The sequence below is a fragment of the Streptomyces kaniharaensis genome, assembly GCF_009569385.1.
In the GTDB taxonomy this organism is placed as follows: Bacteria; Actinomycetota; Actinomycetes; order Streptomycetales; family Streptomycetaceae; genus Kitasatospora; species Kitasatospora kaniharaensis.
On the sequence record NZ_WBOF01000001.1, the window covers coordinates 648,385 to 670,500 of the forward strand.

The following is a 22,116-nucleotide window of genomic DNA, read 5'->3' on the forward strand; positions in this document are numbered from 1 at the left end:
GACGGCAGGAAGACCGGCCCGGTCGCACCGAGGTCCTGCCCTAGGCCGACCGGGCCCGCAGGCCCTGCTCCACCGCCCGCGCGGCAGCTGCCCGGAACTGCTGCCGCGCGGGCACGGTGCCGCTCAGCAGCTCGTTGTGCAGGTCCCGCACCGGCCGCGACGGGGTGATCCCGAGGTCCTCGTCGAGCCTGCGGTAGAGCGTGCGGTAGACGTGCAGCGCCTCGCTGCGCCGCCCGGCGGCGTCCAGGGCGAGCATGAGCTGCTCGTGATACCACTCGTTGAGCGGCTGGTTGAGCGTCAACAGCCGTAGCTCCGGGATGAGTTCGCGATGGCGACCGAGTTGCTGGTCGGCCAGGATGCGGTGCTCCAGGGCTCGCATGCGCATCTCCTCCAGGACCGCGACGTGGCCGGCGAGCACGCCGCCCACCGGGATGTCGGCCAGCGCGGTGCCCCGCCACAGGCCCAGCGCCTGCCGCAGCCGTTCCGCGGCGGCCTCGGGGTTGCCGGCGGCCAGCAGGCGGTCCCCTTCGGTGTGCAGGCGCTCGAACTCCTGGGCGTCGAGCTCCTCCTCCCCCAGCAGCAGCACGTAGCCGGGGGCCTTGGTGAGGATGACGTCACGCCCCTGGGGGCGACAGAGCTTGCGCAGTTGGTAGATGTAGGTCTGTGCGGTGGTGACCACCGTCCGCGGCGGGCTGCCGCCCCAGATCTCCTCGATGATGAGGCCGAGGTCGACGATCCGGTTGGCGTTCATCAGCAGGATCGCCAGCGTCCAGCGGACCTTCAGCGCGCTCGGGGTGCACGGAATTCCCCGGTCGAGGACTTCCAGCGGGCCCAGAATGTTGAACTTCATCATGCCTCCGATGTCGGCCGGACATTTCCTCGAACCCAGGTATATCCGGGCTTCCCGCGGGGGCTCAAGAGGAATCCGTACAAGGTGGCAGCGCCGCATTTCCCAGGTGGCACCGGCGCATTTCCAGATCGGCCAGCCGGACTGTCCCGAGGGAAACACCCCCCGCCGACCGACCCCCGCCGATCGGCTGTCCATCCGTCAAGTTCTGTTAGACTCCGGCAGGTTGGACTATCAGGTCCCGCCACCCGCCAGACACGCGAGGAGAAGGACGTGCCCCGAAAGATCCGTGTTGCTCCGGTTATCCGTACGAAGACCGAAGAACTAGGGGAACTCCGTCTTGTCAAGCGTGAACATCGGAATCCTGGCGCATGTCGACGCCGGTAAGACCAGCCTGACCGAGCGGCTGCTGCACACCGCCGGCGTCATCGACCGCGTCGGCAGCGTCGACCGCGGTGACACCCAGACCGACTCGCACGAACTCGAACGCCAGCGCGGCATCACCATCCGGTCCGCGGTGGTGTCCTTCACCGTCGGCGACGTGAAGGTCAATCTCATCGACACTCCCGGCCACCCGGACTTCATCTCCGAGGTGGAGCGGGCCCTCGGCGCGCTCGACGGCGTGGTGCTCGTCATCTCGGCCGTGGAGGGGGTGCAGGCGCAGACCCGGCTGCTGATGCGCACGCTGGTCAAGATGCGCATGCCGGTGATCCTCTTCGTCAACAAGATCGACCGCATGGGCGCCCGGTACGCCGACCTGCTGGACGAGATCCGCTCCGAGCTCTCGCCCGCCGTCGTGCCGCTGACCAGGGTCGAAGGGCTCGGCACGCCCGGGGCGCGCGCGATCGCCCGGACCGTCGGGCCGGACGATCCGGAGTTCGCCGCCGAACTGGCCGACATCCTGGCCGAGCACGGCGACGACTTCCTGGTCCGCTACCTCGACGACGAGGCCTCCCTGACCGCACGGGACTACACCAAGGAACTGGCCCGGCAGGCCGGCCAGGCGCAGGTCTACCCGGTGTTCTTCGGCTCGGCCGTGGCCGACGCCGGCATCGGCGCACTCGTCGACGGGATCACCAGGCTGTTTCCGGTCAATCACGGTGGCTCCGACGGCACGCTCCACGGCACCGTGTTCAAGATCGAACGCGGTTGGGCGGGCGAGAAGGTCGCCTACGTGCGGCTGCGGACGGGCACGCTCGGGCCGCGGTCGAAGGTGTCGGTCTTCCGGCGCGACCAGCACGGCGCGGTCGTCGAACTGCCCGGCCGGACCACCGTGGTCGAGGTGTTCGACCGGGGCTCCGCGGTGGTGGAGGAGCAGGCCAGGGCGGGTGACATCGCCAAGGTCTGGGGGCTCAAGGGCATCCGGATCGGCGACCGGCTCGGCTCCGACGAGGGGCTGGACGGCGAGCACCTGTTCGCGCCGCCGAGCCTGGAGACCGTGATCCGGCCGGCCCGGCCCGGTGCGATGCCCGAACTCTACGACGCGCTGTTGCAGTTGGCCGACCAGGATCCGTTCATCAACGTCCGCAAGGACGACGAGGAGCAGGAGATCTCGGTCTCGCTCTACGGCGAGGTGCAGAAGGAGGTCATCGCGGCGACCCTCGCCGACGACTACAAGCTGGACGTGGTGTTCGAGGGCACCCGGATCATCTGCGTCGAGCGCCCGATCGGGGTCGGCGAGTCGGTGGAGGAGATCGACTACCGGAGCAAGACCTTCTTCTGGGCCACGGTCGGCCTGCGGGTCGAACCCGGGGAGCCGGGCTCGGGGATCGTCTTCCGCCGGTCGGTGGAGCTCGGCTCGCTGCCGCACGCCTTCCACAAGGCCGTCGAGGAGGCCGTCCGGGCGACCCTGCAGCAGGGGCTGAACGGCTGGGAGGTGCTGGACATCCTGGTGACGCTGACCCACTCCGGGTTCGCCAGCCCGGTCAGCGCGGCGGGTGACTTCCGCAAGCTCACCCCGCTGGTGCTGATGAACGCGCTCAAGCAGGCGGGCACGCAGGTCTTCGAGCCGGTCAACCGGTTCGAGCTGGAGGTGCCGGCCGAGAGTGCCAGCACGGTCCTGCTGAACCTGGTGGAGTGCGGTGCGACCCCGGAGACGACCCGGGGGCAGGGCAGCAGCTGCCTGGTGGAGGGGACCATTCCGGCCCGCACCGTGCAGGAGTTCGAGCAGCGGCTGCCAGGGCTGAGCCAGGGCGAGGGTGTGCTGGTGACGCGGTTCCACAGCTTCCAGCCGGCCGTCGGTCCGGTGCCGAGCCGGCGCCGCACCGACCTCAACCCGGTGGACCGCAAGGAGTACATGCTGCGGGCGTTCGGCCGCATCTGACGTGACGTCACGAGGGCCCGACCACTGCTCCAGTGGTCGGGCCCTCGGCCGTCACGGCAATTCCGCGGTTCAGTCGAGCAGTGCCACCGCTCGCGTCCAACCCGCCCCCGCCCCCGCGATTTTGACGGGAAAGGCCTGCACGGTGAATCCGGTCGGCGCGGGCAGCGCGCCCAGATTGGCCAATCGCTCGATCTGGCAGTATTCCCGCTGACGTCCCGCGAAATGCGCGGGCCACAGCACGGAATGGTCCCGGGTGCGCCGGAACTCGGAGAGCATGTGCGTGAACGGAGCGTCCAGTCCGAAGGCGTCCGTCCCGATGAGCCGCACCCCGAGGTCGAGCAGGAGGTTCGTCGCCTCCCCGTCCAGGCCCGCGAATTGGGTGAAGTACTCGGGCGTCCCCACGCGTTGGTCGGCTCCCGTGTGCAGCAGCACGATCTCCCCGGCCTGCGGGCGGTGGCCGATCTCGTCGAAGGCCCGCCGCAGCCGGTCCGCGCCGATCGTCCCGACCCCCGAGTCGGTGAGGTCGAGGACGACGCCCGGGCCGATGAACCACTCCAGCGGCAACTCGTCGATGTGGCGCGGCACTCCGTAGGCGGCCTTGCTGCCGTAGTGCGACGGCGCGTCGACGTGCGTGCCGGTGTGGGTGGTCAGGGTCAGGGTGTCCAGCGAGAGCAGTTCACCGTCGGGCAGGTCCGCGATGTCGAACTCGATGCCGTGGTTGCGGAGCATGCCCTCGGCCATGTGGCGCGCGCCGTCGGCCGGCGTCATCACCTCGTGGCGGATGCCGTCCACCTCCCAGGCGCTGCCGTCGATCGTCGAGGAGAGGTCAATGATGCGCATGCGCGGCTCCTTCCGGCAGCAGGTCGCAGGCCCGGAGGACGTCGAGGTAGCGGTCCGGACCGCGGTCCCGCGCGGCGAGATGGCCGTCCGGCCTGATCAGCAGGAACTCGCCTGGTGCCAGGCCGAGTTCGCGGCGCAGCGTGCCGTCGTGGTCGGGCAGGTCGCCCGGGCCGCCCGCGTCGGCGACCGTGTGGACGGAGACGGCCGTGCCGAGCAGCCGTTCCACCCGGGCGAGTGCCTCCCGGTGCCCGGTCTGCCCGGCGGCTGCCGGGGTGGCGAGCAACGTCCAGCGGGGGTCGGCGAGTTCGGTGCAGAGCGCGGACCAGCCGGGGTGCCCGGCCGCCGTCGTCGCGTCGCAGCCCACCCGGTCGCCGGGGGCGAGGCGGCTGGCCGACGCCGGGTCCGGCCGGGTGAGCGGGCTGTCGGGGTAGGCCAGGGCGAGCCCGCAGAAGCCGCGGATCATCCGGCCCTCGACCTTGCGCCGCAGCGGCGGTATCCGGCGCAGCACGGCGGTGCCGACGGTGATCAGGGCCGGGGCCAGGGCGGTGCGCAGCGAGACCAGGGCGGTGGCCGTCCGGGTGGAGCGGAGCAGGACGGCTCCGGTCGGGACCCGCTCGGCGTCGTAGCTGTCGAGGAGTCCCGGTCCGGCGTGGCCGCGGATCACGTCGGCGAGCTTCCAGGCGAGGTTGTAGGCGTCCTGGATGCCGCTGTTCATGCCCTGCCCGGAGGCCGGGCTGTGCACGTGGGCGGCGTCTCCGGCCAGGAAGCAGCGGCCCTCGCGCATCCTGGTGATCTGGCGCTGCTGGACGGTGAAGACGGAGAGCCAGGTGGGGGTGCCGACCTCGACCGGGCGGCGGAGCGCCCGGCCGATCTTGTCGGCCAGGCGCCGCCGGACCAGCTCGGGGTCGTCGGCGCCGTCGGTGTCGACGGTGTCGACCACGCGCCACTTGCCGGGCTCGGGGAACGGGACGAGCAGCAGGGTGCCGGGGTCGGTGTGCAGCAGGTGGTTGCTGTCCGACGGCAGGTCGGCGTCGAGGGTGACGTCGGCGTTGAGCCAGACCTCGGTGGAGTCTCCGATCAGGCGCATGCCGAGCTGCTTGCGCACGGTACTGCGGCCGCCGTCGGCGCCGATCAGCCAGGGCACCCGGGCTTCCTCGGTGCGCCCGTCGGCATGGCGGAGGGTGACGAGCGCGGCGTCGGTCTCGGGGTGCAGGGCGGTCAGTTCGACGCCCCATTCGACGGTGACGCCGAGTTCGGCGACGCGCTCGCGCAGCACCTGCTCGGTGACCACCTGGTCGACCATCAGGCTGAACGGGTAACGGGTGGGCAGGGAACGGTAGTTGGTGTCGAAGCGGACGAGGGTCCGGCCGCGTCGGTGCATGGTGAAGTGGGTGACCCGCCGGCCCAGGGGCAGCAGCCGGTCGACGGCCCCCATCTGGTCGAGCACCTCCATGGTCCGGGCGTGCACCGCCAGGGCGCGGCTGCTGGTCGCCGGGCCGGAGGCGGCGTCGATCAGCCGGACCGGCACGCCGCGCCGGGCGAGTTCGTGCGCCGCGGTGAGGCCGACCGGGCCGGCGCCGGCGATCAGGATGGCCGGGGCCGGGTCAGCCACGGCGTTCCTCGGCGAACCGCTTGGCGAGCCCGAGGGTCGCGCGGCTGTTGCCGCCGGCGGCATCCCGGATGAAGCGGCGGGCGGTGGCGGTGGTGGCGTCCGGGCCGAGGACGGCGGGGATCGCCTCCGGGTTGAGGACGACGGCGTGCCAGGAGGTGACCCGTACGCCGTGCTCGGTCGGCTCGACGGTCCAGCGGCCGGTGTGCGCGGCCATCATGGAGGGGGTGCGCAGCTGCTTGTAGGTGATGTCGGTGTCCGGGAAGCAGATCCGGACGGACTCGGTGGTGTGCTCGGAGCCGTCGGCGGTGCGGGTGTCCATCGCCATGTGCTGGATGCCGCCGGCTTCCTCGCGCAGGTCGAGCCGGGCGACGTGGGGCAGCCGGGTGGGCCAGGCGGCGGCGTCGTGGAGGAAGTCGTAGACCGTGTCCGGGGCGGCGTCGACCAGCACCGAGTCCTCGAACTCGAATTCCAGGTCGGCGAGTTGGGTCCAGCGCTCGGCGAGGGACTTGATGTTGCCGAGTTCGCTGCGGCTGTTGCGGTCGGTCGCCTCGGTGATCCAGCGCAGGCCCTGCGGGTCGTCGTCGAGCGCGCTGAACTCGTGGGTGAGGGTGAGGGTGGCGCCGCCGGGGCGTTCGGTGACGTGCCACTCCCCCGCCATCGAGGCGACCGGGGGCGAGGAGACCTCCTGGCGGAAGCCGATCCGGCGGCGGTCGGCGTCGAGGTCGCGGCGGGAGGTCCACTGCTTGACCTCGCCGTTGGCCCGGGCCCAGATCCGCAGGCGTTCGGCGCCGGGTGCGAGCTCCGTGCGCTCGACGTGGAGGGTGGGCGTGAAGCGCCGCGGCCAGGCCTCGGCGTCGGCGATGACGGTGTAGACGACGTCGGCGGGGGCGTCGATGTCGATCTCGTGCGTGGTGTGCTGGGTGGTGGTCATGTGTCGGACCGGCCTTCCGTCTGCGGGGTGGGTGGGATGCGGCTCAGTAGATGCCGAGGCCGCCGCAGACGTTGATCGCCTGCGCGGTGATGGAGGCGGCGGCGGGCGTGGTCAGGTAGTCGACCATGCCGGCCACCTCCTCGGCGGTGGAGTAGCGGCCGAGCGGGATCTTCTGCTCGAACCGCGCGAGCACGTCCTCCTCGGTGGTCTCCCAGGTGTTGGCGTACGCCTGGCGGACCCGCACGGCCATCGGGGTCTCGACGTAGCCCGGGCAGACCGCGTTGACGGTGGTGCCGGTGGCGGCGAGCTCCTTGGCGAGCGCCTTGGTGAAGCCGATGACGCCGGCCTTCGAGGCCGAGTACGGGGCCCCGAGCGGGACGCCCTGCTTGCCGCCGGTGGAGGCGACGGTGATGATCCGCCCGTGGCCGGCCGCCTCCATGCCGCCGGTGGTGAGCACCTCGCGGGTGACCCTGAAGACGCTGGTGAGGTTGGTCTCGATCACGTCCTGCCAGAGCTCGTCGGTGATGGTGGACGTGACGCCGCCGCCGTTGCGTCCGGCGTTGTTGACGAGCACGCCGATCGGGCCGTAGCGCTCCACCGCGGCCCGGACCGCCTTCGTGACGTCCTCCTGGTAGCGGACGTCGGCCGCCAGGCCGTCCACCTCCAGGCCCTCGCCGCGCAGCCGGGTGACCGTCTCGGCGACGGCCTGCGGGGTGCGGGCGCAGATGAAGACGCGCAGCCCGCGCCGGGCCAGCCGGACGGTGCTGGCCAGTCCGATACCGCTGGTCGCCCCCGTCACCAGGGCGACTTCACCGGTTGTCACCGTGCTCATCGCATCGATCTCCTGTCTCGCTCGCGAATCCCGGGCCCGTCCTCCGAGCCCTGGCCCGACCCTGCCCGGCCGGCTTCGACTGCGCTTCGAGCGGGCCCGGCACGCCGCCGGCTCCAACGGGATTCGAAACGGGGGTGGGAGCGTCGGCGCTGCCCAACCACCCAACTATCCGAGGAGGCCCGGAGCATGACCGGATCGCTCTACGAGGAGGTCCAGCACTTCTACGGGCGGCAGATGCGCCACCTGGACGAGGGCGAGGTCACCGAGTGGGCCGCGACCTTCACCGAGGACGGCGTGTTCGCCGCCAACGCCCGCCCGCACCCGCAGGAGGGGCGCGGCGCGATCGAGCAGGGCGCGCGTGAGGCCGCGGAGCGCCTGGCAGCCGCCGGGGTCCAGCACCGGCACTGGCTCGGGATGCTGGAGGTCGACGAGCAGCCGGACGGCACCGTGCTGGCCAGGACGTACGCCCTGATCGTCGCGACGCCCAAGGGCGGCTCGGCCGCGGTGCATCTGAGCTGCAGCTGCGAGGACCGGCTGGTGCGGGTGGCCGGAGAGCTGAAGGTCCGCCACCGCCAGGTGTACCGGGACGACCTGCCCGCCTGAGAGGAGGCCGCCGTGGACCTCCCACGGGACAGTACGACCTTCGGTCCGCCCCTGGACGGCGTGGCCGAGCTGATCGGCGGGCCCCGGATCGACGACCTGCTCCGGCGCGCCGCCGGGCGGACGCCGCGTCACCCGGCCCTGGTCGCCGACTGCCTGGTGCTCGACCACGCGGGCCTGGACCAGCGGGTGACCGACTGCGCCGAGGCGCTGCGCGGCGCCTTCGGCGGCCCCGGCACGGTGATCGCGATCGCCGCCGAGCTGACCGTCGAGTTCGCGGTCACGTTCCTGGGCATCTCGCGCTCCGGGAACACCAGTGCCATGTTCAACCCGCTCGTCCCGGACGACACCCTGGTGCACGTCCTCAACTCCTGCGGTGCGCGGGCGGCCGTGCTGTCGCCCCGGATGCACCGGCGTATCGCGGCGCTGCGCCCCCGGCTGCCGCTGCTGCGGCAGCTCGTGGTGACCGCCGACGCCGGTGACGGCACGCCCGTCCTCGGCGAGCTGGAGCGGGCCGCCGTCCCGGCCGGCGAGGTGGTGGAGACCGCCTGCCTGCAGTTCACCAGCGGCACCACGGGCGCGCCGAAGACGGTGCGGCTGAGCCACCGCAACCTGCTGGTGAACGCGGCGCAGTCGGCGCACGCCCACCGGCTGGCGGCGGACTCCGTCTCGCTCAACAACCTGCCCTCGTTCCACCTCATGCACCTGAACACCGCGCTCGCCGTCGGTGCGACGCACGTGCTCTGCCCTGAGGAGGACCGGGAGGCGCTGGTGGGGCTGGCCCGCACCTGGCGGGCCTCGCACCTGTACAGCCTGCCGGTGCGGCTGTCCCGCCTCGCCGGGGACGAGCGTCTGCCCGGCTTCCGGATCCCGTCGCTGCGCGCGGTGCTGTCCGGGGGCTCGGCGCTGCCGCCCCGGACGACGGTGGCCCTGTCGGAGCACTTCGGTGTTCCGGTGGTCCAGGGCTACGGCCTCGCCGAGACCTCCCCGTCGACCCACTTCGACCTGCCGGAGGGGCCGACCGTCGGCTCCAGCGGGCCGCCGGTCGCCGGGACGGCCTGCCGGATCGTCGACGTGCGCACCGGCGCGGTGCTGCCGATCGGCGAGCGCGGCGAGATCCAGGTCCGGGGTCCGCAGCTGATGCTGGGCTACCTGGGCGACTCGCCCGCCGACGCCGTCGACGCGGACGGCTGGTTCCGCACCGGCGACGTCGGCCGGATCGACGAGGCGGGCCGGCTGTTCGTCGTCGACCGGATCAAGGACGTCTTCAAGTGCGACAACTGGCTGGTGTCGCCGACCGAGATCGAGCGGGTGCTGATGCGCCATCCGGCCGTCGCCGACTGCGTGGTCTTCGACCACCCCGACGAGCTGAGCGGTGCCGTCGCCGTCGGGCTCGTCGTGCCGCGCGGCGAGGGCGTCGACCCGGCCGCCCTGGCCGAGTTCGCCAACGCGCGACTCCCCTACTACGAGCACCTGCGGCAGCTGCGGCTGGTGGAGAGCATTCCGCGCTCCGCCACCGGCAAGGTCCAGCGGCGCGAGCTGCGCGACCGGCTGTTCGGCTCCCTCTGACCCCGCACCACCCACACCATTTATTGGAGGACAACCGTGTTCACCTTCATCAACCGCTTCACCGTCACCGGGGACGTCGCCCAGTTCGAGACGCTCGTCGGTGAGATCAGCGACTTCATGAGCACCCAGCCCGGGTTCCGCTCGCACCGGCTGTACCGGTCGGCCGCGGACGCCTCGGTGTACGTCGAGACCGCCGAGTGGGACGACGCGGCCTCGCACAAGGCGGCGACCGGCTCGCCGGAGTTCCGCTCGCGGGTCGGCAAGGTGATGGGCCTCGCCCAAGCCGAGCCGGCCCCGTTCGACCTGATCGCGCAGCACGGCGCCTGAGAGGAGCAGACCATGACGACGAGCGGCGACATCATCCCGCAGCCGGTGATCCGGCTGCGCGAGCTCGCACTGAGCGCGGCCGGCGCGGCCGCCGTCCGGGCGGCGGCCCGGCTGGGCCTGGCCGACGCGCTCGGCGACGAGCCTGCCGGCGCGGCCGAACTGGCCCGGGCCGTGAACGCGGACCCGGACACCCTGCAGCGCCTGCTGCGTGCGCTCACCTGCTACGGCGTGTTCGCCGAGCAGCCCGACGGCCGGTACGTGCACACCGACGACTCCCGGCTGCTGCGCGAGGACACCCCGCGCAGCCTCAAGGACATGGTGCTCTGGGGCACCGAGCCGTGGACCTGGGAGCTGTGGGGGCACCTCGACGAGGCGGTGCGCACCGGCAAGGCGGTCTTCCCCGAGCTGCACGGGATGGACTTCTTCGACCACCTGCACGAGCACTCGCCGGAGTCGGCGGCGGTCTTCGACCGGGCGATGACCCAGTCCAGCCGGCTCTCCGCCCTCGCGCTGGCCGACCGGCTGGACCTGAGCGGGGTCGGCACGGTGGTGGACATCGCCGGCGGCCAGGGGCACGTCCTGGCCACGCTGCTGGAGCGCAACCCCGGGCTGCGCGGCACCCTGCTGGACCTGCCGGACGTGGTGGCCGGGGCCGACGCGCGGCTGCAGCCGGGCGGTGCGCTCGCCGACCGCGCGACGCTGCTGGCCGGCGACTGCCGCCGGGAGATCCCGGTCGCGGCCGATGTCTACCTGCTGAAGAACATCCTGGAGTGGGACGACGAGAGCACCGTCCTGACCCTGCGCAACGTCGTACGGGCGGCCGCGCCCGGCAGCCGGGTCATCGTGGTCGAGAACCTGGTGGACGGCAGCCCGGAGCTGAAGTTCACCACCGCGATGGACCTGCTGCTGCTGCTCAACGTCGGTGGCCGCAAGCACACGCAGGCCGGCCTGGTCTCGCTGGTCGAGGAGGCGGGCCTGACCCGGGCCGAGGTCCGCCCGGTCAACTCCTACCTGCACCTGGTCGAGAGCGTGGTGCCGGAGCGGAGCTGACCGGCCCACGCCCACAACGGCCGCTGCCCCCGGACGAGTCCGGGGGCAGCGGCCGTTGGGCGTTCCCGCCCGTTCACCAGAACACCGAGCCGGCACAGGCCCCGGGCAGCACAGCACCCGAACAGCACGATGCCCCCGCCGGCACACGGCCGGCGGGGGCATCGGGGACAGCGCGTCAGTAGCCCTCGGCGAGCCGCTTCACCGCCTGCTCGACCCGCTCGTCGGTCTCGGTGACGGCCACCCGGACGTGCCGCGCGCCCGCCGCACCGTAGAACTCCCCGGGCGCCACCAGGATGCCGAGGTCGGCCAGCGCGCCCACGGTCGTCCAGCACGGCTCGTCCCTGGTGGCCCAGAGGAACAGCGCACCCGCCGAGTGCTCGATCCGGAACCCGGCGTCCACCAGCGCCCTGCGCAGCAGCTCACGCCGCCGCGCGTAGTGCTCGCGCTGCTGCGCCAGGTGGGAGTCGTCGCCGAGCGCGGCCGCCATCGCGGCCTGGATCGGGGCGGGCACCATGTGGCCGGCGTGCTTGCGCACCTCCAGCAGCGTCGCGATGACGTCCGGGTCACCGGCGGCGAAGCCCGCCCGGTAGCCGGCCAGGTTGGAGCGCTTGGACAGCGAGTGCACGGCCAGCACGCCCCGGTGGCTGCCGCCGCTGACCTCGGGGTGCAGCACCGAGCGGGTCTCGCCCTCCCAGACGTGGTCCAGGTAACACTCGTCGTTCACCACCAGGCTGCCCCGCTCGCGCGCCCACTCGACGATCGCGCGCAGTTCGGCGGTGCCCAGCACCCGGCCCTCGGGGTTCGACGGCGAGTTCAGCCAGAGCACCCGGGGGGCGGGGCCGTCGTAGCTCAGCGGCGAGTCCGTCCGGACCAGCGTCGCGCCGGCCAGGCGGGCGCTCACCTCGTAGGTGGGGAAGGCGAGTTCGGGGACGAGGACGACGTCGCCGGGGCCCAGGCCCAGCATGGTGGGCAGCCAGGCGATCAGCTCCTTGGTGCCGACGGCCGGGATCACGGCGTCCGGCTCGACGGTCACCCCCTCGCGGCGCAGCAGCCACTGCGCGGCGGCCGCCCGGAGCACGGGCGTGCCCTCGGTGGACGGGTAGCCGGGCGCGTCGGCGGCGGCGGCGAGGGCCGCGCGGACGGCGGGCGGGGTCGGGTCGACCGGGTCGCCGAGCGCCAGGTTGACCAGCCCGTCGGGGTGGGCGGCCGCGCGCTTGCGGTAGGGGAACAGGACGTCCCAGGGGAACTTCGGCAGCCGCTCGATCATGCCCGCACCCCGTTCCCGACGACGTTGCGGGCCAGCGGCGGCGCCTGGCAGTCGGAGTCGATGCCCCAGGAGACGATCCGCTCCGGGGTGATCCGGATCAGCTCGTCGTCGACGTGCGGCAGGATCTCCTTGCCACCGCTCCGCAGCGCCACCGCGGTGCCCCGGATCTCGATCCCGCGGACGACCCAGCGCTGCGCGTCCACCACGTCGTCCACCACCAGCGAGACCCGCGGATGCGTCTGGACGTGGCGGTACTTGAGGCTGCGGGCCATGCCGCGTCCGGTCACGTCGACGGTGCCGAGCTCGGCGTTGTAGTGGAAGCCCAGGGGCACGACGTGCGGCTGCCCGCGGCCGTCCACGGTGGCCAGACGGGCGAGCGACTGCGAGGCCAGGTAGGCGGCCTCGTTCGCGGTGAATGGCATGACTGTCCTCTGTCGGTGGGTCGGGTCCCCGCCGACGCTAGGCACCCCGCTTCGAGCCGCCTTGGTGCCGGCCGCCCGGGCGGCGACCGCCGCTGGACTCCGGCTCGAAGTCCGGCTGACAGCGTGAGCCCGTCGTACCGGACCGAGAGCGGAGGCCGTGTTGGACTGCGATGTGGTGGTGGCGGGGGCGGGGCCGACCGGCCTGATGCTCGCCTGTGAACTGGCGCTGGGCGGAGCCCGGACGGTGGTGGTCGAGCGCCGCACGGAACCGGAGAAGCACTCCAAGGCCATGGGCATGCAGGGCCGCACCGTGGAGCTGCTCGAACTGCGCGGGCTGCTCGACCGCTTCAAGGAGGGCGCGGGCGTGCTCCAGGGCGGCAACTTCGCCAGCCTGGGCGTGCCGATGCGGTTCGAGGAGTTCGACACCCGCCACCCGTACGTGCTGCTGGTGCCCCAGCTGCGCACCGAGGAGCTGCTCGCCGAGCGGGCCCGCGAGCTCGGCGTACGGATCGTGCGCGGCGCGGCCGTCACCGGCTTCGCCCAGGACGACGACGGGGTGACCGTCGAGACCGGCACCGGCCCGCTGCGGGCCCGCTACCTGGTCGGCTGCGACGGCGGCGGCAGCACCGTCCGCAAGCACGCCGGGATCGGGTTCACCGGCCAGGACCCGCACATGTACGCGCTCATCGGCGACATGCGCTTCAGCGGTGAGCTGCCGCGCGGCGAGGGCCTCGGGCCGATGCGCCCGGTGGGCCTGCTCAACCCCGAACGGCGGTCCTGGTTCGGGGCGTTCCAGCACCAGCCGGGCGTCTACCGGGCGACGGTCGCGTGGTTCGACGAGCCCTTCCCCGACCGCAACGCGCCGGTCACCGAGGAGGAGATGCGCGCCGCGCTGATCGAGCACACCGGCGGCGACCACGGGATGCACGACGTCACCTGGCTGTCCCGGCTCACCGACGTCTCCCGGCTGGCCGACTCCTACCGGAACGGCCGGGTCCTGCTGGCCGGCGACGCGGCGCACATCCACCTGCCGGCCGGCGGCCAGGGCCTCAACCTCGGCTTCCAGGACGCCGTCAACCTCGGCTGGAAGCTCGCCGCGATGGTCCGCGGCCAGGGCACCGAGGAACTGCTGGACAGCTACGAGAGCGAGCGCCGCCCGGTCGCCGACGGCGTGGTGCGCAACACCCGCACCCAGGCCGTCCTGATCGACCCGGACCCCCGGTACGACGCGCTGCGCCAGACCTTCCGCGAGCTGATGGCCCTGCCCGACACCAACCGGTACATCGCCGGCATGCTCTCCGGCTTCGACGTCACCTACGGCACCGGCGACCACCCGCTGGTCGGCCGGCGGATGCCCGACGCCGAACTGCTCACCGCCGACGGCCCGCGGCGGATCAGCGACTGCTTCGCCGGGGCCCGCGGCCTGCTGCTGCTCCCCGAACCGGCCCCGGCCGCCCCGCCACTGGCCGCCTGGGCGGACCGGGTGGACACCCTGACCGCCAAGGGGGCCGGGCCGGAGCCGGCCACCGCCTACCTGATCCGCCCGGACGGCTACGTGGCCTGGGCCGGCGACCCGGCCCGCCACGACGAGCTCCACCACGCCGCGGCCACCTGGTTCGGCCCGGCGGCCTGACCACCAACTCACTTAGAAGGGACGCACGATGACATCGACCACCGAGAGCGCCGCCGCCCGAGCGCGCAGGATCGTCGCACTCAACACCGCCTACTTCCAAGCCAAGGCGCTGCAGAGCGCGGTCGAGCTCGGCATCTTCGAGCTGCTCTCCGACCGCTCCGCCGACGTCGAGCAGATCCGCGCCGAACTGGACGTGCAGCACCGGCTGTTCAAGGACTTCCTGGACGCCCTGGTCGGCCTCGGACTGCTCGACGAGCAGGGCGGGCACTACCGGACCTCGGAGCTCGCCCGCGAGTTCCTGCTCCCCGGCGGCACCTACCTGGGCGGCACCGCCCGCCAGCACGCCCGGCTGCACTACCACGCCTGGGCGCAGCTGACCGACGCGCTGCGCGACGGCAAGGCCAAGTCGGCGGTGGCCGCGCAGGGCCAGCTGGCCTACCCCAAGCAGTACGAGGACCTCGACCGCGCCAAGCAGATCATGCTGCACATGGACGCCCACAACGGCTTCACCGCCGACGAGCTGGCGCGCGAGATCGACTGGAGCGGGTACACGTCCTTCGTGGACGTCGGCGGCGGGCGCGGCAACGTCGCCTCCCGGATCGCCGCCGCCCACCCGCACCTGCGCGGCGCGGTCTTCGACCTGCCGGCGCTGCGCCCGCTCTTCGACGAGCTGGTGGCCGAGGCCGGCACCGCCGAGCGGGTCGACTTCCACGGCGGCGACTTCTTCGCCACCGACCTGCCGGAGGCGGACGTGGTGATCTTCGGTCACGTCCTGCCGGACTGGCCGGTGGCCGACCGCAAGGAGCTGCTGCGCCGCGCCCACAAGGCGGTGCGCCCGGGCGGGCTGGTGGTCCTGTACGACGCCATGATCGACCCGGAGGAGCGGGACCCGCAGGTCCTGCTGCAGCGGATCAACCACACCATGATCCGGGACGAGGCCGGGGCCTACTCGCTCCAGGACGCCCGCGAGTACCTGGTGGAGGCCGGCTTCACCGTCGACCGGATCACCGCCTCCGACACCATCACCCGCGACCACTTCGCCATCGGCGTCAAGTCGGCCTGAACGGAAGGGAGTTCGACGTGACCACAGACCAGGGACAGCAGGCAGGGCAGCCGTACGACGTCGCCATCATCGGCAGCGGCCTGTCGGGCACCATGCTCGGCTCGATCCTCGCCAAGCACGGCTTCCGCGTGATGCTGCTCGACGGCGCCCACCACCCCCGCTTCGCCGTCGGCGAGTCGACCATCGGGCAGACGCTGGTGGTCCTGCGGCTGATCTCGGACCGGTACGGCGTGCCGGAGATCGCCAACCTGGCGAGCTTCCAGGACGTCCTGGCCAACGTCAGCAGCGCGCACGGGCAGAAGAGCAACTTCGGCTTCATGTTCCACCAGGACGGCCAGGAACCGGACCCGCACGAGACCAGCCAGTTCCGCATCCCCTCGATCGTCGGCAACGCGGCCCACTTCTTCCGGCAGGACACCGACGCGTACATGTTCCACGCCGCCGTGCGCTACGGCTGCGACGCGCGGCAGTACTTCCGGGTGGAGAACATCGAGTTCGACGACGCCGGGGTCACCGTGGCCGGCGCGGACGGCAGCACGATCCGGGCCCGCTACCTGGTCGACGCCAGCGGCTTCCGCTCGCCGCTGGCCGGGCAGTTGGGGCTGCGCGAGGAGCCCAGCCGGCTCAAGCACCACGCCCGCTCGATCTTCACCCACATGGTCAGGGTGGACGCGATCGACGACCACGTGGACACGCCCGCCGAGCTGCGCCCGCCGGTGCCGTGGAACGACGGGACGATGCACCACATCTTCGAGCGCGGCTGGATGTGGATCATCCCGTTCAACAACCACCCGGGTGCCACCAACCCGCTGTGCAGCGTGGGCATCCAGCTCGACGAGCGGAAGTACCCCGCCCGGCCGGACCTGACGGCCGAGGAGGAGTTCTGGTCGCACGTGGAGCGCTTCCCGGCGGTGCAGCGGCAATTGAAGGGCGCCCGCAGCGTGCGCGAGTGGGTCCGGACGGACCGGATGCAGTACTCCTCGACCAAGACCGTCGGCGAGCGCTGGTGCCTGATGTCGCACGCGGCCGGCTTCATCGACCCGCTGTTCTCCCGCGGGCTGTCCAACACCTGCGAGATCATCAACGCGCTGTCCTGGCGACTGATGGCGGCGCTGCGCGAGGACGACTTCGCGGTCGAGCGCTTCGCTTACGTGGAGCAGCTGGAGCAGGGCCTGCTGGACTGGAACGACAAGCTGGTCAACAACTCCTTCATCTCCTTCTCGCACTACCCGCTGTGGAACTCGGTGTTCCGGATCTGGGCGTCGGCCAGCGTGATCGGCGGCAAGCGCATCCTCAACGCGCTGACGAAGACCAAGGAGACCGGCGACGACGCCCACTGCCGGGCGCTGGACGACAACCCGTACCCCGGCCTGTGGTGTCCGCTCGACTTCTACAAGGAGGCCTTCGACGAGCTCACCGAGCTGTGCGAGGCGGTGGACGCGGGACGGACGACGGCCGAGGAGGCCGCGGCCGTGCTGGAGCAGCGGGTGCGCGAGTCGGACTGGATGCTGCCCGCGCTGGGCTTCAACGACCCCGACACCCACCACATCAACCCGACGGCGGACAAGATGATCCAGATCGCGGAGTGGGCGACCGGCCACCACCGCCCGGAGATCCGTGAACTGCTGGCCGCCAGCGCCGAGGAGGTCAGGGCGGCGATGAAACGCAAGTAACGACGGACACGCGGCGAGGGCCGCGTCCGGGGAGCTGTTCCCCGGACGCGGCCCTCGCCGTTTCCCGTGCCCGCTCAGCCCTCGGCCGCCAGGGTCAGGGCGGCGGTCCTCGGGTCCTCCTCGACGGGCCAGCGGGTGTAGGAGCGGCGCCAGTACATCAGCGGGCTGGGCACCTCGGGCCGGAGGCCGCCGGCCAGCACGGCGCCGATCACGATGGTGTGGTCGCCCGCCTCCACGGCCGCGGCGACCCGGCACTCGGCGTGCGCGACCACGTCGGCCGGCATCACCGGCAGCCCACCGGCGCTGCCGGGCTCCCACCGGACGTCCCGGAATCGGTCGTCCTGCTGCGAGGCGAACCGGGCGGAGGTGGACTCGCCGCCGCCGCGCAGCACGTTGACGGCGAACTCGCCGCGCTCCAGCAGGGCCTTCAGCACCCGGCTCTCCCGGTTGATGCACACCAGCAGCAGCGGCGGGGTCTTGGAGACGCTGCACGCGGCGGAGCAGGTCATGCCATACGGCTCGCCGTCCGGTCCCAGGGTGGTCACCACGGTGACCCCGGTGGGCAGTGCGCCCATGATGGACAGGAAGGTCGGGCCGTCCACCAGGCCTGGGGCCAGGTCCAGCGGCAGGGTCAGGGGTACGGGGGGCATCGGTCCTCCACTCTCGGCGGGTCGGTGTCCCCATGCTCGCCGGGCCCCTTCGAGCCGCCGCCGGGTCGCCGTCGGGCGGGGCCGCCGGGCCGAACTGCCATGGAAATCCGCCGAATCGCCGCCGAATCGCCGCCGGAAAAGCGCGTACCCCCGGCACGGGGGCGACCGGGGGTACGCGGATCAGGGGGTGCGGGTGCGCGCGATCACTCCTCGTCGTGCAGCTCCCGCAGCGGGAAGGTGAGCACGAAGCCCACCGCCAGGATCAGGCCGCCGACCAGGAACATCGTGCTGAAGCCCGAGGCGAAGGCGTCGACCGCCGAGGCGGTCAGCCGGCCGGTGGAGTCCGGGTCGGAGAGCGCCTGCCGGACGGCCTCGTCGCCGTCCGCCGCGCCGTCGATCCGGCCGGCGGCGACGCCGAACAGCACCGACATGAACACCGCGGCACCGGTCGTGCCGCCCAGCTGCCGGAACAGGCCGGAGGCGGCGTTGGCCACGCCCAGCTCGGACTTGGGCGCCGAGCTCTGGATAGCCAGGGTGATGACGGTCTGCGAGAGCCCGATGCCGAGGCCCAGCCACGCGGCGATCAGCACGATCACCGCCAGCGGGGTGTCCGCGCCGGTGGCGGACAGCGCCAGCAGCGCGCCGGCCATCGAGCCGAGGCCGACGATCGCGGGCTTCTTGTACCGGTTCCGCTTCTTGATGATCTTCGCACAGACGGTCTGCGAGACGATCGCCCCGGTCATCACCGGGATGATCACCAGCCCGGCGACGGTGGCGCTGCGGTCCTGCACCAGCTGCAGGAAGAGCGGCAGTGTGGAGACCGTGCCGAAGATGCCCACGCCGATGGTGAAGTTGACGCCGGTGGCCAGGGTGATCCCGCCGCGCCGGAACAGCCTCAGCGGGACCATCGCCTCCAGCCCGCGGGCCCGCTCGGCCAGCACGAACAGCACCAGGCCGACCAGCGAGACCGCGAACAGGGCCAGCGAACGCGCCGACCCCCAGCCCCAGTCGAGGCCCTCCTCGGCGACGATCAGCAGCGGCACCAGGCAGACCGCCAGGGTGAGCGCACCCCGGTAGTCGATCGGGTGGTCCACCCGCTGGTGCGGCAGGTTGAGCGCCTTGCGCACACTGAGCAGGGCCACCAGGCCGAGCGGCACGTTGATCAGGAACGCCCAGCGCCAGCCGGTCACGCCGAGGATCTCGCCGGCGCCCGCGAACAGGCCGCCGACCAGCGGGCCGAGCACACTGGCCGCGACCCAGGCCATCATCAGGTACGAGAAGTAGCGGCCGCGTTCGCGCACCGGGGCGAGGTCGGCGATGACGGCCGTGGGCAGTGACATCAGCCCGGCGCCGCCGAAGCCCTGGACGACCCGGGCGACGGCCAGCGTCTCCATCGAGTTCGCCAGCGCGCAGGCCGCCGAGCCGACGATGAACACCACGATCGCCGCGAGGTACAGCGGCTTGCGGCCGTAGATGTCGGACAGCTTGCCGTAAAACGGCATCGCGATCGTGGAGCTGACCAGGTAACCGGTGATCACCCAGGCCTGGACGGTCTGCCCGTGCAGCTGGTCGCCGATCGTGCGCAGCGCGGTAGAGACGATGGTCTGGTCGAGCGCGGCGAGCAGCACGGCCAGCAGCAGGCCGGACAGCGCCGTGATGATCTGGCGGTGCGTGAAGCCGGCGGGGCCGCCGGCCTGGTCGGGGGCGGCCTCGTCGGTCTGCGAGGCGGCGTTTGCCATTCCTGTTTCTCCCAGAGGTTCCGATCGTCCGGCCGGGGTCCGGCCGGCGGCGCGCATCCGGCGCGACTCGCCGAATCGACAAGATCTTGTCGAATTGAGAGTAGTGGGTGCCGGAGCGGAATGACAAGTTCTTGCCGAAACCCCGGACAGGCAGCGGTTAGGCTGCCCGCATGACCGACCTCTCCCCCGCGGCCGAGACATTGAGTGACATCACGACTGAACTCTTCGCCGTCAACGGTGCCCTGCTGCGCGCGGGCGACGCGCTGTCCGCCCGCTTCGGGCTCACCTCCGCGCGCTGGCAGGTCCTCGGCCTGCTGCACGACGGACCGCAGAGCGCCGCCCGCCTCGCGCGCGAGCGCGGCCTGCGCCGGCAGGCCGTCCAGCAGACCGTCGTCAAGCTGGTCGAGGAGGGCCTGGTCAGCACCTCTCCCAATCCAGCCGACCGGCGGGCCCCGCTGGTCGCCCTGACCGCCGAGGGGGCCGACGCCCTCGCCCGGATCGAGCCCGCCGAGCGGCACTGGATGGAGCACCTCGCCGGCGGTCTGGACCCGGACGACCTGAAGGCCACGCTGCGGCTGCTGCGTGGCCTTCGGTCGGTGCTGGCCGAGGGGCTGCCCCCGTCGGCCACCGGCGGCGCGGACGCCGCCGGGGTCACAGATCCAGCGTGACCTCGTACTCGGTGAGCCAGGAGTTGAGCCACAGCACCAGCTCCAGGCTGCCCCGGTCGTAGGGCCGGCTGACCGCGCCGGTCGCACGGCCGGCCGCGGCCCGCGCCCGGTCGAGGTCCAGCAGCGGCAGCACCGGGGCGTCGGGATCGCCCAGCACCCGCGTGAGTTCGGCCCGCAGCACACCCTCGTAGCCCGGATCCTGGGTGGCCGGGTACGGGGTCTTCACCCGCTCGACCACCGAGCGCGGCAGCAGGTCGGCCACCGCCGCGCGCAGCAGGCTCTTCTCTCGGCCGTCGAAACTCTTCATCTCCCACGGCACGTTGAAGACGTACTCGACCAGCCGATGGTCGCAGAACGGCACCCGCACCTCCAGACCGACCGCCATGCTCATCCGGTCCTTCCGGTCGAGCAGCGTCTGCACGAACCGGGTCAGGTTGAGGTAGCCGATCTCGCGCATCCGCCGGTCGGTGTCCGACTCGCCCGGCAGCACCGGGACTTCGGCGATCGCCTCGGCGTACCGGGCGGCCCGGTAGCCGACCAGGTCGAGCTTGTCCAGCAGGCCCGGCTGGAAGAGCGAGCTGCCGCCGAAGTAGCGCGCCGAACCGGAGGTGAGCCACGGGAAGGTGGCGGCGCGCAGTGCCGCCGGGTTGCGGAACCACCGGTAGCCGCCGAACAGTTCGTCCGCGGCCTCGCCGGACAGCGCCACCGTCACCTGTTCCCGCACCGCGCGGAAGAACAGGTAGAGCGAGGGCCACATGTCGCCCCAGTACGCGGGCGGCAGGTCGGTGGCCCGCAGTACGGCGGCGCGCACCGCGGGATCGGTCAGCCCGGGGCTGTCCAGCAGCACCTCCAGGTGGTCCGCGCCCACGTGCCGGGCGAGCTCGCGCACGTACGGCGCGTCCGCCTCCCGCCGGACGGCGTCGGAGGCGAAGCCGTCGGCCGCACCCCGGAAGTCCACCGAGAACGAGCGCACCGGACCGCTGAGGGCGGCCAGCGCGGTCACCGCGGAGGAGTCCAGGCCACCGGAGAGCAGCGTGCCGAGCGGCACGTCCGAGACCAGCTGGCGGGTGACGGTGTCGGCGAGCAGCTCGCGGACGGTGCCAATGGTCGTCGGCAGGTCGTCGGTGTGCTCCCGGGCCTCCAGCCGCCAGTACGTCTGCCGGCGCACCCCGCCGCGCCCGACCCGGACCAGCTGGCCCGGGCGGACCTCGGACAGCCCCGTGAAGACGGCCGCCTCCGGCGTCTTCACCATGTCCAGCACCTCGCACAGGCCCTCCGCGCCGACCCTGCGGGGCAGCATGCGGTCGGCCAGGACGGCCTTCGGCTCCGAGCCGAACCGCACGCCGGCCGCGGTGGGCCAGTAGTAGAGCGGCTTGACGCCCATGCGGTCGCGGACCAGCAGCAGTTCCTCGGTCTGCTCGTCCCAGACGGCGAAGGCGAACATCCCGTTCAGCCGCTCCACCAGCGCGGCGCCCCACTGGAGGTAGCCGCGCAGGACCACCTCGGTGTCGCAGGCGGTCCGGAACTGGTGCCCGTGCGTAATGAGTTCGGCGCGCAGCTCGCGGAAGTTGTAGATCTCCCCGCTGAACGTGATGGCCGCGCCGCGGCCCTGGTGGCGGGCGGTCATCGGCTGCTGCCCGTGCTCCGGGTCGATGACCGACAGCCGCCGGTGGCCGAGGCCGACCGACGGGCCGAACCAGAGCCCATCGGCGTCCGGCCCCCGGCAGGCCATGGTTTCCGTCATCGCCTGGAGCAGCTCCCGGCGGTGCTCGGGCGGGGTGTCGTAGTCGACCACCCCCACGACTCCGCACATGATCAGGCGGCCTTGGCGAGACCGAGGTTGACCGCCTCCAGCAGCAGGCGCGGCGTGGTGGCCTCGACCACGGTCTCGTCCGGGAGCGCGATGCCGCGGTCCCGCTCGATGGTGTTGACGGTGTTGAACAGGGCCAGCGAGTCGTAGCCCAGGTCGGTGAAGGGCACGTCCAGGATGTCGTCGAGGTCGATGCCCTCGTCGGCGCCGGCGGCCTCCTTCAGCACGGTGATGAGCTCGTCAAGGGTGAACTCTGCCAT

General features: G+C 72.3%; 20 protein-coding genes. 9 read left to right on the forward strand and 11 right to left on the reverse strand.

All coding sequences use genetic code 11. The features are described from left to right. Nucleotides 1-40: 40 nt before the first annotated feature. Entirely contained in the window at nt 41-853 is an 813-nt protein-coding gene (locus tag F7Q99_RS02885) for an AfsR/SARP family transcriptional regulator (protein WP_195910984.1), read from the reverse strand. Nucleotides 854-1,196: 343 nt separating this feature from the next. Between F7Q99_RS02885 and F7Q99_RS02890 the strand changes: the two genes are divergently transcribed. Then, on the forward strand, nt 1,197-3,170 hold the full coding sequence (locus F7Q99_RS02890) for a GTP-binding protein (protein ID WP_407697731.1): 1,974 nt from the start codon (nt 1,197-1,199) through the stop codon (nt 3,168-3,170). A 69-nt stretch (nt 3,171-3,239) separates the two neighbouring features. Here the strand turns inward: F7Q99_RS02890 and F7Q99_RS02895 are convergent, their stop codons facing one another. Genes F7Q99_RS02895 through F7Q99_RS02910 form a run of 4 tightly spaced genes read right to left on the reverse strand, consistent with a single transcriptional unit; the run spans nt 3,240 to nt 7,385 of the window. Continuing rightward, nucleotides 3,240-4,010 (reverse strand): cyclase family protein, encoded by a 771-nt coding sequence (locus tag F7Q99_RS02895; RefSeq protein WP_153459932.1) that lies wholly within the window; start codon nt 4,008-4,010, stop codon nt 3,240-3,242. Next, nucleotides 3,997-5,622 carry an FAD-dependent oxidoreductase gene (locus F7Q99_RS02900; RefSeq protein WP_326846185.1) on the reverse strand — a complete coding sequence of 542 codons (1,626 nt, stop codon included), beginning with the start codon at nt 5,620-5,622 and terminating at the stop codon, nt 3,997-3,999. Before F7Q99_RS02900 ends, F7Q99_RS02895 begins: the two co-directional genes overlap by 14 nt. Then, a complete protein-coding gene (locus F7Q99_RS02905; RefSeq protein WP_153459934.1) occupies nt 5,615-6,553 on the reverse strand; it encodes an aromatase/cyclase in 939 nt (312 codons plus the stop codon). The genes F7Q99_RS02900 and F7Q99_RS02905 overlap by 8 nt, the downstream gene beginning before the upstream one ends. Nucleotides 6,554-6,596: 43 nt before the next feature. Further along, complete coding sequence (locus F7Q99_RS02910; protein WP_153459935.1) at nt 6,597-7,385, reverse strand: SDR family NAD(P)-dependent oxidoreductase; 789 nt, start codon at nt 7,383-7,385, stop codon at nt 6,597-6,599. 186 nt (nt 7,386-7,571) lie between these two features. On the opposite strand from F7Q99_RS02910, the gene F7Q99_RS02915 reads away from it, so the two are divergent. From F7Q99_RS02915 to F7Q99_RS02930, 4 genes are read left to right on the forward strand one after another with little or no spacing between them, the layout of a single operon-like run. Continuing rightward, complete coding sequence (locus tag F7Q99_RS02915) at nt 7,572-7,988, forward strand: nuclear transport factor 2 family protein (RefSeq protein ID WP_153459936.1); 417 nt, start codon at nt 7,572-7,574, stop codon at nt 7,986-7,988. Nucleotides 7,989-8,000: 12 nt separating this feature from the next. Further along, nucleotides 8,001-9,554, forward strand: coding sequence for a class I adenylate-forming enzyme family protein (locus tag F7Q99_RS02920; RefSeq protein ID WP_326846186.1), 1,554 nt, complete (start codon nt 8,001-8,003; stop codon nt 9,552-9,554). 36 nt (nt 9,555-9,590) lie between these two features. Then, the gene (locus tag F7Q99_RS02925; RefSeq protein ID WP_326846187.1) at nt 9,591-9,881 is read left to right on the forward strand and encodes an antibiotic biosynthesis monooxygenase family protein; all 291 of its coding nucleotides are present in this window, start codon (nt 9,591-9,593) and stop codon (nt 9,879-9,881) included. 12 nt (nt 9,882-9,893) lie between these two features. Next, on the forward strand, nt 9,894-10,931 hold the full coding sequence (locus F7Q99_RS02930) for a methyltransferase (RefSeq protein WP_153459937.1): 1,038 nt from the start codon (nt 9,894-9,896) through the stop codon (nt 10,929-10,931). A gap of 175 nt (nt 10,932-11,106) precedes the next feature. On the opposite strand, the gene dapC is transcribed toward F7Q99_RS02930, so the two are convergent. Then, nucleotides 11,107-12,198 (reverse strand): succinyldiaminopimelate transaminase, encoded by a 1,092-nt coding sequence (dapC, locus tag F7Q99_RS02935; RefSeq protein ID WP_153459938.1) that lies wholly within the window; start codon nt 12,196-12,198, stop codon nt 11,107-11,109. Then, entirely contained in the window at nt 12,195-12,620 is a 426-nt protein-coding gene (locus F7Q99_RS02940; protein ID WP_153459939.1) for a PPOX class F420-dependent oxidoreductase, read from the reverse strand. Before F7Q99_RS02940 ends, dapC begins: the two co-directional genes overlap by 4 nt. A gap of 160 nt (nt 12,621-12,780) precedes the next feature. Here F7Q99_RS02940 and F7Q99_RS02945 point away from each other — a divergent pair, with 160 nt between their 5' ends. Genes F7Q99_RS02945 through F7Q99_RS02955 form a run of 3 tightly spaced genes read left to right on the forward strand, consistent with a single transcriptional unit; the run spans nt 12,781 to nt 16,989 of the window. Beyond that, nucleotides 12,781-14,253 carry an FAD-dependent monooxygenase gene (locus F7Q99_RS02945; RefSeq protein ID WP_230210143.1) on the forward strand — a complete coding sequence of 491 codons (1,473 nt, stop codon included), beginning with the start codon at nt 12,781-12,783 and terminating at the stop codon, nt 14,251-14,253. Nucleotides 14,254-14,281: 28 nt separating this feature from the next. After that, on the forward strand, nt 14,282-15,316 hold the full coding sequence (locus F7Q99_RS02950) for a methyltransferase (RefSeq protein WP_153459940.1): 1,035 nt from the start codon (nt 14,282-14,284) through the stop codon (nt 15,314-15,316). A gap of 17 nt (nt 15,317-15,333) precedes the next feature. Continuing rightward, a complete protein-coding gene (locus F7Q99_RS02955; RefSeq protein ID WP_153459941.1) occupies nt 15,334-16,989 on the forward strand; it encodes an NAD(P)/FAD-dependent oxidoreductase in 1,656 nt (551 codons plus the stop codon). Between the two features lie 74 nt (nt 16,990-17,063). On the opposite strand, the gene ctcQ is transcribed toward F7Q99_RS02955, so the two are convergent. Both ctcQ and tcr3 read right to left on the reverse strand, forming a co-directional pair. Further along, entirely contained in the window at nt 17,064-17,639 is a 576-nt protein-coding gene (gene ctcQ, locus F7Q99_RS02960; protein WP_153459942.1) for a flavin reductase CtcQ, read from the reverse strand. A gap of 203 nt (nt 17,640-17,842) precedes the next feature. After that, the gene (gene tcr3, locus F7Q99_RS02965) at nt 17,843-19,378 is read right to left on the reverse strand and encodes a tetracycline efflux MFS transporter Tcr3 (protein WP_153459943.1); all 1,536 of its coding nucleotides are present in this window, start codon (nt 19,376-19,378) and stop codon (nt 17,843-17,845) included. Between the two features lie 170 nt (nt 19,379-19,548). Here tcr3 and F7Q99_RS02970 point away from each other — a divergent pair, with 170 nt between their 5' ends. Then, nucleotides 19,549-20,046: a MarR family winged helix-turn-helix transcriptional regulator gene (locus tag F7Q99_RS02970; protein ID WP_153459944.1), complete on the forward strand. Its 498-nt coding sequence runs from the start codon at nt 19,549-19,551 to the stop codon at nt 20,044-20,046. On the opposite strand, the gene asnB is transcribed toward F7Q99_RS02970, so the two are convergent. Together asnB and F7Q99_RS02980 are read right to left on the reverse strand one after the other, a co-directional pair. Then, nucleotides 20,030-21,859, reverse strand: coding sequence for an asparagine synthase (glutamine-hydrolyzing) (asnB, locus tag F7Q99_RS02975; protein WP_153459945.1), 1,830 nt, complete (start codon nt 21,857-21,859; stop codon nt 20,030-20,032). The two genes, F7Q99_RS02970 and asnB, sit on opposite strands and share 17 nt — an antisense overlap. A gap of 2 nt (nt 21,860-21,861) precedes the next feature. Next, nucleotides 21,862-22,116 carry an acyl carrier protein gene (locus F7Q99_RS02980; RefSeq protein ID WP_153459946.1) on the reverse strand — a complete coding sequence of 85 codons (255 nt, stop codon included), beginning with the start codon at nt 22,114-22,116 and terminating at the stop codon, nt 21,862-21,864.